Annotated in this window: 4 protein-coding genes; all 4 read right to left on the reverse strand. The window is 33.7% G+C overall.

Going from position 1 to position 11,793, the window contains the following annotated elements; all coding sequences use genetic code 11:
• Window positions 1-84: 84 nt before the first annotated feature.
• Window positions 85-3,963, reverse strand: coding sequence for a DUF7507 domain-containing protein (locus tag ACQZHJ_RS11110; RefSeq protein WP_430485623.1), 3,879 nt, complete (start codon window positions 3,961-3,963; stop codon window positions 85-87).
• Between the two features lie 58 nt (window positions 3,964-4,021).
• Complete coding sequence (locus ACQZHJ_RS11115; protein WP_430485624.1) at window positions 4,022-7,687, reverse strand: DUF7507 domain-containing protein; 3,666 nt, start codon at window positions 7,685-7,687, stop codon at window positions 4,022-4,024.
• Window positions 7,688-7,790: 103 nt separating this feature from the next.
• Window positions 7,791-8,390: a hypothetical protein gene (locus ACQZHJ_RS11120; RefSeq protein WP_430485625.1), complete on the reverse strand. Its 600-nt coding sequence runs from the start codon at window positions 8,388-8,390 to the stop codon at window positions 7,791-7,793.
• Between the two features lie 35 nt (window positions 8,391-8,425).
• The gene (locus tag ACQZHJ_RS11125) at window positions 8,426-11,689 is read right to left on the reverse strand and encodes a DUF7507 domain-containing protein (protein ID WP_430485626.1); all 3,264 of its coding nucleotides are present in this window, start codon (window positions 11,687-11,689) and stop codon (window positions 8,426-8,428) included.
• Window positions 11,690-11,793: the final 104 nt, after the last annotated feature.

Raw genomic sequence — 11,793 nt, forward strand, 5'->3', positions numbered from 1 at the left:
TCCCTTCTTTCCAATTTAATTAACTATATAATATAAATTTGCATAGTTAGATTCTAATGTTTACTTTAACTTTTCATCCAACCATTAAATACCACTTTCTATAATATAAGTTATATTATAGAAAACATTTCTACTATTTAATTGACTATAAAAAACATCTTCAACCTCATGTGTTAAATTTATTAAGCAATCATAATTATCTACATTGGGAAGAACTATATATTCACATTTTCCTAGTTCATACTCTGCGCTATGAACACTTTGCTCACTATCTGTAGCTATATATGTCACCATAATGCAAAGTTTAAAGTGTATTAATAACTTCTTTCCTGTTAAATTCTGCTTTGAACTTGATGTTCCTACTGGTGAGTCTATTATTTCATAATCTTGAAATAATAGATTTATATCAAGTGAAACTATACTTTCTATATCTGGTTTTTGAGATGGTATCTCAAGTATTCCATCTTTAAAACATTGAAGAAAACTTAGTGTTCTATATTCAACTGTGCATGTATTACTAGTTGAAGTTACTGTACTAGTTACTCCTGTTTCAAATTCAGCATCGTAAGTTATTGTTGCAATATTAGGAAATTCTTGTGGACATGGTATATTAGTTACTGTTACTTGAAATGATGGACTTGCATTCCCACCTGCTACTATTGTTCCTAATGGAACTCCATTAACTAAATCATCTGCTGTAACATTGGGATTTGTTGACCCTACAAAGGATCCCTCAACAAATGTTACTCCACTTGGTAATATATCAAAGAAAGTTACGTTGGTTATATCAACTGTACTCGTATTAGTTATGGTAAAATTATAGGTTATAGTCTCTGTCAACGAAGCCTCTGATGGTGTGCATGTTTTAGTTATAGATACTGGATTAACTAATATACTTACAGTATTTGAATCTACTGATTTTGTAACTAGTGGTTCATTTGGATCTACTCTATACCCATAATCAACAGTTGCTGTATTTACTATTGGGTTAGGATTCGGTATTTCTTCCACTAACAATGTATAATTTACTACTATTGTTTCACCTGGCACCACTGGATTTGTTAAGATTATCCCATTATCTAAGTCTCCAGTAAAAGGAACATTTACAGTTAAACTTCCATCAACTAAGCTTGTTCCATTTCTAATTGGATCTGTTATAACAACATTTTCTGCATCTACATTTCCTGTATTGGTAAATGTTATTGAATAATCTATTGTATCTCCAACTTGCACAATATCTGAAGGATTTCCCGTTTTAACCGGTGGATCTATTTGAGCATGATTAACTTCCGTTGTTGTTGTATTAGAATCTGTAGTTTTAGTTACCGGTGGCTCTGCCGGATCTACTGTATATTCATAATCTACTGTTGCTGTATTCGGTATTGGATTTGGATTTGGTATATCTTCTATTAAAAGTCTATAACTTATTATTATAGCTTCACCTGATGCTACTGGGTTAGTTAGCACTATACCGTTATCTAAATCACCACTATAAGGAACATTGACACTTACGGAACCTGGAATTAAACTTGTTCCATTTGGTATTGGGTCAGTTATAACAACATTTTCTGCATCTACATTTCCTGTGTTTGTAAAGGTTATTGTATGAAATATTTCATCTCCTATATCAGCATATTCAGTATCACTTGTTTTCTGCGGAGTTAATGTGGCATTGTTAACCTGAGTTGTAACTGTATTGGAATCTACTGTTTGTGTTACTGGCGGACCAGCTGGATCTACTAGATATTCATAATCTACTGTTGCTGTATTTGGTATTGGATTTGGATTTGGTATTTCCTCTACTAAAAGTCTATAACTTATTATTACAGTTCCACCTAGTGCTACTGGATTAGTTAGCACTACCCCATTTTCTAAATCACCACTATAAGGAACATTCACATTTAATGAATTAGGAACTAAACTTGTTCCATTTGGTAAAGGATCAGTTATAACAATATTTTCAGCATCCACATTTCCTGTATTAGTAAAAGTTATTGTATGAAGTATTTCATCTCCTATATCTGCAAAGTCCTTGTCTGTTGTTTTTACTGGTGTTAAAATAGCCGTGTTAATCTGAGTTTCAACCCTATTAGTAGTCGTTGGTGGTAAATTAGGTATTGTTATATTTCCAGTATTAGATATAGGATTTGGTGTTGGAATTGCGTTATCAACAAGTACTTCCCACGAAATTGTAACTGTTTCTCCTGGATCTATATTTGTTATTGTTAATCCACTTTGAGGATTTGTACCTGTAAAAGCTGTACTCACTGAAAGATTATTATTATAAGTTGTTCCTGTAGGAGTAGAATCTTGAAAAAGAACATCACTTATTGGCAATGTACCTGGATTAGTTAGTTCAACTGTATATGTTATAACATCACCAATGTCAGCAAAAGCTGGATCAACACTTTTCACACTATTTATCATAGTATCTTCTATGGTTACTTCATAATCTTCAACCTCTCCATCACTTGCAAGCCCTAAACTTCTCGTATCTTCACCTGTTGCGCCACCAGTATTTGCTAATAAGTCTGTTGTAACCCGTACTCTTGCAAATGTAGAACCTACAGTTAAAGTTGTTGCTCCTGGAACTGTAAAATTCAAATTAACACTCTGAACTGCTGGATTACTTGCCACTACTGTAACAAATCCTTCATTTGTTTGAAAAATCCCATCTTTATTAAAATCTACCCATGCATATACATTTGCAGGTGATCCTGTATCATTTAAAATATCAACTGGGAATGTATAGGTTGTAGCATTCAATGCTATATTAGTTATTGGAAATGTTGGTCCATCATCTTGTATTCCCTGTGATATATCATCTCCTGTTGCTGTTGCATTCTGATATGCATCATCTTCTCCAGTAACCTGTGTTCCCAAGGTTAAATTATTTACAATACCATGCCTAGGCCCATTATTAGCTAATAACGTACTATAATTATTAGCCCCATTTCCCGCACTAGTATCTGGTGCATCTCCATAATCTAAAAATACTGAATCTAACTGTACACCAAATAGTGGTACTGCATATCCATCTCCAGTTGATGTAATTCTAACAATAGCCTCACTCTGATTATTAACAAAATTATTTGAAAATACATTTGTTATATCCCACCCATATCTAGCTGGATTATCTGTTGGAACATTTATTGTACCAAATGTTCCACTAGTATCTAACTGCCCTACATTAGCACTTTCCGAATCTCCATCATTTATTTGCGAAGCAAAAAAATTATTAATAATATTATTAGGTCCACTTAAGGCTACTAAACTTCCTGTATCCGGTCCAAAAAAAAGTTGATCTCCCCCAAGCCCTAAATCTCCCTCCATAGCAGAAATTAATACTCTTCCATTTATGCTTCCTGTAGATGGTGTTAAAAATCCACTTAAATTAAAATCAACAGGTGGAGCTCCAGCACCAATTTCTTCTACTCCAGAAAAAATAGTCATATTTTGAATTGGCAATCCTGGATTTTCATATATTATTCCAAGTGTCCATCCTGCTGAAGCCACTCCAGAGTTTATTTGTGAAGGAACTCCTTCTACCGAATAAACCCCATTTCCATCACTTTGAATTATAGAAGTAACATTTTGACTACGCGAATAAAATATAGGACCAGCTTGTGATGTAATTGGGTCAGGTGAAATTGTGTATGTTGAAGATGGTGAGTTAAATGTTATTGGAGTATCTAAATCATTTATAATACCACTATTATAATTTCCACCCCATTGCAGCTCTGCATATAAAACAGTACTACCTGCTGGCAAACTAAATTGTGCTTCCGAGCCATTCTCTTGCCAAAGGAGTGTTGTGCCAGCTGGAAATCCTGGAACTTGACTTGTATTATCTAAAGTTATAAATGCCCCTATATCTGAATTGTTATTACTAAGTCCCAATGTATTTCCTGTAAATATCATAGAACCGTTTCTAGTTGTAGTATACCTATTTATCAAAGTCATAAAACCAACTCCTAATTAAGTATTTTAATGTAAGATGTTTCAAATAAATTTATAGATTCTAAATACCACTTTCAATAATATAAGTTATATTATAAAAAACATTTCTATTATTCAATTGGCTATAAAAAATATCTTCAACCTCATAAGTTAAGCTTATTAAACAATTATAGTCATCTATATTAGGAAGAACTATATACTCACATTTTCCTAATTCATATTCTGCACTATGGACACTTTGTTCAGAATCTGCTGCTATATATGTCACTATAATACAGAGTTTAAAATGCACTAATAATTTTTTACCTGTCAAATTTTGTTTTGAATTTGAGGTTCCTACTGGTGAGTCTATTACTTCATAATCTTGGAACAATAGATTTACATCTACAGAAATTAGGCTTTCTATATCTGGTTTTTGAGATGGTATTTCAAGTATTCCATCCTTAAAACATTGTAGAAAACTTAGTGTTCTATATTCAACGGTACATGTATTACTAGTTGAAGTTACTGTACTAGTTACTCCAGTTTGAAACTCAGCATTATAGGTTATTGTTGCAATATTAGGAAATTCTTGTGGGCATGGTATATTAGTTACTGTTACCTGAAATGATGGACTTGCTGTTTCTCCAGCAGCTATTGTTCCTAACGGAACCCCATTAACCAAATTTATTGCTTTAACATTAGGATTAGTTGAACCAACAAATGATCCATCAACAAATGTTACTCCACTTGGCAAAATATCAAAGAATGTTACATTAGTTATATCTACTGCACTTGTATTGGTTATTGTGAAATGATAAGTTATAGTTTCTGTTAATGCAGCTTTAGATGGAGTACATGTTTTTACTATAGAAACTGGATTAACTAATATACTTACGGTATTTGAATCTACTGATTCAGTAACTAGAGGTTCATTTGGATCAACTCTATAACCATAATCAACAGTTGCTGTATTTTCTATAGGATTCGGATTTGGTATTTCTTCTACTAGCAATGTGTAATCTATTACTATGGTTTCCCCTGGTCCCACTGGATTTGTTAGAACTATTCCACTATTTAAATTACCTATAAAAGGAACATTTACACTTAATGACCCTGGAACTAAACTTGTTCCGTTTCTAATTGGATCTGTTATAACAACATTTTCTGCATCCACATTTCCAGTGTTAGTAAATGTTATTGAATAATCTATTGTATCTCCAACTTGTACAATATCTGAAGGATCCCCAGTTTTAACAGGTGGGTCTATTTGAGCATGATTAACCTCTGTTGTTGTTGTATTTGAATTTGTAGTTTGAGTTACAGGAGGCTCTGCTGGATCTACTGTATATTCATAATCTACTGTTGCCGTGTTGGGGATTGGATTTGGATTTGGTATTGATTCTACTAAAAGTCTATAAGTTATTATTATTCCTTCACTTGGTGCCACTGGGTTAGTTAACGCTATTCCATTATCCAAATCACCGGTATAAGGAACATTAACGCTTAATGAACCAGGAACTAGACTTGTTCCATTTGGTATAGGATCCGTTATAACAACATTTTCTGCATCTACATTTCCTGTATTAGTAAATGTTATTGTATTAAATATTTCATCTCCTATATCAGCATACTCCCTATCAGTTGTCTTCTGTGGAGTTAATGTAGCATTATTAACTTCAGTTGTGGTTGTATTTGAATCTACTGTTTGCGTGACTGGTGGATTTACTGGGTCTACTGTATATTCATAATCTACTGTGGCTGTATTTTGTATTGGGTTTGGATTCGGTATATCTTCAACTAATAGTCTATAACTTATAATTACAGTTTCTCCTGGTGCTAATGGGTTAGTCAAAACTATTCCACTACTCAAATCACCAGTATAAGGAACATTGATATTTAACGATCCTGGTACTAAACTTGTTCCATTTGGTATAGGATCAGTTATAACAATATTCTCTGCATCTACGTTTCCCGTATTAGTAAATGTTATTGTCTGAAATATTTCATCTCCTATATCAGCAAAGGCTTTATCTGCTGTTTTTTGTGGCGTTATGGTAGCTGTATTAATTTGTGTTTCAACAGTGTTAGTCGTTGTTGGTGGTAAGTTTGGTATGGTTATATTACCTGTATTTTCTATAGGATTTGGTGTTGGAATAGCATTATCAACAAGTACTTCCCACGAAATTGTAACTATCTCCCCTGGATTTATATTAGTTATTGTTAGTCCACTATCAGGGTCTATACCTGTAAAAGCTGTACTTACTGAAAGATTGTTATTATAAATTGTTCCTGAAGGTGGTGAATCTTGAAAAAAAACATCGCTTATTGGTAAGGTTCCTGGATTGGTTAGCTCAACTGTATATGTTATAACGTCGCCTAAATCAGCAAATGCTGGATTAACACTTTTAACACTATTTATCATAGTATCTTCTATTGTTATTTCATAATCCTCAACCTCTCCATCTGAAGCTGGTCCAAAACTTCTTGTATCCTCACCAGTAGCCCCACCTGTATTTGTCAATGTATCTGTAGTAACCCTAACTCTTGCAAAAGTCGATCCAGCAGTTAAAGTAGTTACACCTGGAACCGTAAAATCTAAGTCTATATTTTGAGGCAATGGATTGCTTAGAACTGTAGTTGTAAACCCTTCATCAGTTTGAAAAATTCCATCTTTATTAAAGTCTATCCATGCATATACATTTGCAGTAACTCCAGTATCATTTAGAACATCTACTGATAATGTATAATCTGTTGCATTTAATGCAATATTAGTTATTGGAAATGTTGGCCCATCGTCCTGTATTCCTTGTGATATATCATCCCCTGTTGCTGTTGCATTTTGATATGCATCGCTCTCTGATGTAACTTGTGTTCCAAGGGTCAATGTATTTACAATACCATGTCTTGGTCCATCACTAGCTAAAAGAGTTCTATAATTTCCAGTCCCTTGAGTTGAAGTATCCGTATCTGGTGCATCTCCAAAATCAATTTCTAACCTTGCATTTATACAGGTTGTACCATCATTTACTGAAAATGTAACGGGAGTATTTGAAAAAACTTCACCTGTTGCAGTTACCCCATCAGTTGTTACCTTAATTACTTGAAAAGTATTATTAGTAGGAAAATACATTTCTCCATCGATAAAGGATCCAGCTGCTCCATATTGAGCTGAAGGCACACCAGTAGTCGGTAAATCTGTAGCTATACCATTAATAACATCTATGCACCTAATTACTCCAGAGCCTCCAATCGATATAGCTCCATAAAGATTTCCTGTAACAACATCCCAAGCGATATCAGCTGTTCCTAACGCACTCCCTCCAGGAGTAGCTATTGGAACGCCATAAGTTGGACCTAATTGTTCTGAATATCCATTTGTAGGATCAACTAACTTTCCAAATGTAGGGCTTCCTGGATTATAGTCTATTACATAAAGTACTGTTTGATTAGATCTTAAAATATAATAGTATCCATTTTCATCAAAGGTCCCTGAATTAAATGGTTCGGCTGGTAAGCCAATAGGTGTTGGAAGCAATGTAGTTGAAAAATCTGATTCAACAGTATAAACTTCACCATTACTACGAACTCCATAAATAAGATTATCTATAGGATTATAACCAATTGCATTTAACTCTATTGCTAGAGTTGTTATTAAAGTTACCTCACCAGTTACAAGATTTATTTCATATACATTACTTGGACTACCAGCAAACTGATAAAAGGTTGGATCACATTGAAATGGCATAATATTTCTCCTTTCTACTCTGATAAAATTGATTTATATTCTATAATTTCAAATTAAATCATTACTTCAAAAACCACCTATTAACTTTATATAGTTTTTACTTTCAAATGCCACTTTCTATAATATACGTTATATTGTAAAAAACATTTCTACTATTCAATTGACTATAAAAAACATCTTCAACCTCATGTGTTAAATTTATTAAGCAATCATAATTATCTACATTGGGAAGAACTATATATTCACATTTTCCTAGTTCATACTCTGCGCTATGAACACTTTGCTCACTATCTGTAGCTATATATGTCACCATAATGCAAAGTTTAAAGTGTATTAATAACTTCTTTCCTGTTAAATTCTGCTTTGAACTTGATGTTCCTACTGGTGAGTCTATTATTTCATAATCTTGAAATAATAGATTTATATCAAGTGAAACTATACTTTCTATATCTGGTTTTTGAGATGGTATCTCAAGTATTCCATCTTTAAAACATTGGAGAAAACTTAGTGTTTTATATTCAACTGTGCATGTATTACTAGTTGAAGTTACTGTGCTAGTAACTCCAGTTTCAAATTCAGCATCATAAGTTATTGTTGCAATATTAGGAAATTCTTGCGGACATGGTATATTGGTAACCCTTACTTGAAATGATGACTTTGCATTACCTCCAGCTACTATTGTTCCTAATGGAACTCCAATCATTAAATCATCAGCTATAACATTTGGATTAGTTGACCCTACAAAGGATCCTCAACAAATGTTACCCCACTTGGTAAAATATCAAAGAAGGTTACATTAGTTATATCAACTGTGCTTGTGTTAGTTATGGTAAAATTATAAGTTATAGTTTCTGTCAACGAAGCCTCTGATGGTGTGCATGTTTTAGTTATAGATACTGGATTAACTAATATACTTACAGTATTTGAATCTACTGATTTTGTAACTAGTGGTTCATTTGGATCTACTCTATACCCATAATCAACAGTTGCTGTATTTACTATTGGGTTAGGATTCGGTATTTCTTCCACTAACAATGTATAATTTACTACTATTGTTTCACCTGGTGCCACTGGATTTGTTAAGATTATCCCATTATCTAAGTCTCCAGTAAAAGGAACATTTACAGTTAAACTTCCATCAACTAAGCTTGTTCCATTTCTAATTGGATCTGTTATAACAACATTTTCTGCATCTACATTTCCTGTATTGGTAAATGTTATTGAATAATCTATTGTATCTCCAACTTGCACAATATCTGAAGGATTTCCCGTTTTAACCGGTGGATCTATTTGAGCATGATTAACTTCCGTTGTTGTTGTATTAGAATCTGTAGTTTTAGTTACCGGTGGCTCTGCCGGATCTACTGTATATTCATAATCTACTGTTGCTGTATTCGGTATTGGATTTGGATTTGGTATATCTTCTATTAAAAGTCTATAACTTATTATTATAGCTTCACCTGGTGCTACTGGGTTAGTTAGCACTATACCGTTATCTAAATCACCACTATAAGGAACATTGACACTTAAAGAACCTGGAACTAAACTTGTTCCATTTGGTATTGGGTCAGTTATAACAACATTTTCTGCATCTACATTTCCTGTGTTTGTAAAGGTTATTGTATGAAATATTTCATCTCCTATATCAGCATATTCAGTATCACTTGTTTTCTGTGGAGTTAATGTGGCATTGTTAACCTGAGTTGTAACTGTATTGGAATCTACTGTTTGTGTTACCGGCGGACCAGCTGGATCTACTAGATATTCATAATCTACTGTTGCTGTATTTGGTATTGGATTTGGATTTGGTATTTCATCTACTAAAAGTCTATAACTTATTATTACAGTTCCACCTGGTGCTACTGGATTAGTTAGCAGTACTCCATTTTCTAAATCACCAGTATAAGGAACATTCACATTTAATGAATTAGGAACTAAACTTGTTCCATTTGGTAAAGGATCAGTTATAACAATATTTTCAGCATCCACATTTCCTGTATTAGTAAAAGTTATTGTATGAAGTATTTCATCTCCTATATCGGCAAAGTCCTTGTCTGTTGTTTTTACTGGTGTTAAAATAGCCGTGTTAATCTGAGTTTCAACCCTATTAGTAGTCGTTGGTGGCAAATTAGGTATTGTTATATTTCCAGTATTAGATATAGGATTTGGTGTTGGAATTGCGTTATCAACAAGTACTTCCCACGAAATTGTAACTGTTTCTCCTGGATTTATATTTGTTATTGTTAATCCACTTTGAGGATTTGTACCTGTAAAAGCTGTACTCACTGAAAGATTATTATTATAAGTTGTTCCTGTAGGAGTAGAATCTTGAAAAAGAACATCACTTATTGGCAATGTACCTGGATTAGTTAGTTCAACTGTATATGTTATAACATCACCAATGTCAGCAAAAGCTGGATCAACACTTTTCACACTATTTATCATAGTATCTTCTATGGTTACTTCATAATCTTCAACCTCTCCATCACTTGCAAGCCCTAAACTTCTCGTATCTTCACCTGTTGCACCACCAGTATTTGTTAATAAGTCTGTTGTAACCCGTACTCTTGCAAATGTAGAACCTACAGTTAAAGTTGTTGCTCCTGGAACTGTAAAATTCAAATTAACACTCTGAACTGCTGGATTACTTGCTACTACTGTAACAAATCCCTCATTTGTTTGAAAAATCCCATCTTTATTAAAATCTACCCATGCATATACATTGGCAGGTGATCCTGTATCATTTAAAATATCAACTGGGAATGTATAGGTTGTAGCATTCAATGCTATATTAGTTATTGGAAACGTTGGTCCATCATCTTGTATTCCCTGTGATATATCATCTCCTGTTGCTGTTGCATTCTGATATGCATCATCTTCTCCAGTAACCTGTGTTCCCAAGGTTAAATTATTTACAATACCATGCCTAGGCCCATTATTAGCTAATAACGTACTATAATTATTAGCCCCATTTCCCGCACTAGTATCTGGTGCATCTCCATAATCTATCAAAACAGCATTAAGTTGAACTCCAAAAAAACCAATTGAATATCCATCACCTATAGTAGTTGCTCTTACCGTTGCTGATGTCTGACTATTTAAAAAATTTGTTGATCCAACATTAGTTATATCCCAACCATATCTTGCTGGGGATATAGGTAAGTTTAGATTTCCAAAGGTTCCACTAGTATCTAGCTGTCCGACTGTTGGACTTTCAGAATCTCCATCATTTATATAAGACTCGAAGAAATTATTTACAAGATTATTAGGTCCTGATAATGGTAATAAACTTCCCGAATCTGGTCCAAAAAGCAATTGATCTCCAGATGCACTCAAATCTCCTTCCATCGCTGATACCAATATTCTCGCATCAACTGGTCCTGTTGGAGGAGACAAAAAACCAGATATAATAAAATCTACTGGTTCACCCCCAGCAGTTACAGGTTCTATTCCAGCATATATACTCATATTTTGTATACTTAACGCTGGATTTTCATATATTACTCCTAATGTCCATCCTACAGAACCATTAGAACCAGTTATAGTTGCTGGAACTCCCAAAACACTATAGGTTCCACTACTAGCAGCACTCACTAAATTAGTTACGTCCTGACTTCTTGAATAGAATTGAATTGAACCAGTATTTCCTTCTTGTGCAGTAACCGGATCTGGTGATACTGAATTACTTCCTAATGGAGTTATAAATGTTATTGGGTCATCTATAAAAGCAGTAACATTTTCCCCATTGGTATCAATAGCCGTACCTCCCCACTGAAGTTCCGCATATAAAATTGTACTTCCAGCAGGTATATTTAATTGAGCTGAAGACCCATTTTCAGGCCATGACAGTGTAGTTCCCGCTGGATACCCAGGAACCTGTTGTCCTAAATCCAGAGTTATAAAAACATTTGCTTGTCCTCCCACCCTTGTAAGTCCTATTGTATTTCCAGTAAATATCATTGACCCATTTTTAGTTGTTGTATATCTATTTATAAATGTCATTCTAACCCTCCTTTTTGACTAAATCCTAAATTCATTTCTCATATAGATTATTCTTTAAAACCTTATTACACAATTAAATGTTTATTAGATATATAATTTTTTCG

The sequence above is a fragment of the Clostridium sp. B9 genome, assembly GCF_050509515.1.
Classification (GTDB): Bacteria; Bacillota; Clostridia; order Clostridiales; family Clostridiaceae; genus Sarcina.

Bases quoted from the DNA above. Each gene is read 5' to 3' on its own strand.
- ACQZHJ_RS11110 (WP_430485623.1), bottom strand. From the start codon at position 3,963: ATGACTTTGATAAATAGGTATACTACAACTAGAAACGGTTCTATGATA.
- ACQZHJ_RS11120 (WP_430485625.1), bottom strand. From the start codon at position 8,390: ATGATTGGAGTTCCATTAGGAACAATAGTAGCTGGAGGTAATGCAAAG.
- ACQZHJ_RS11125 (WP_430485626.1), bottom strand. From the start codon at position 11,689: ATGACATTTATAAATAGATATACAACAACTAAAAATGGGTCAATGATA.
- ACQZHJ_RS11115 (WP_430485624.1), bottom strand. From the start codon at position 7,687: ATGCCATTTCAATGTGATCCAACCTTTTATCAGTTTGCTGGTAGTCCA.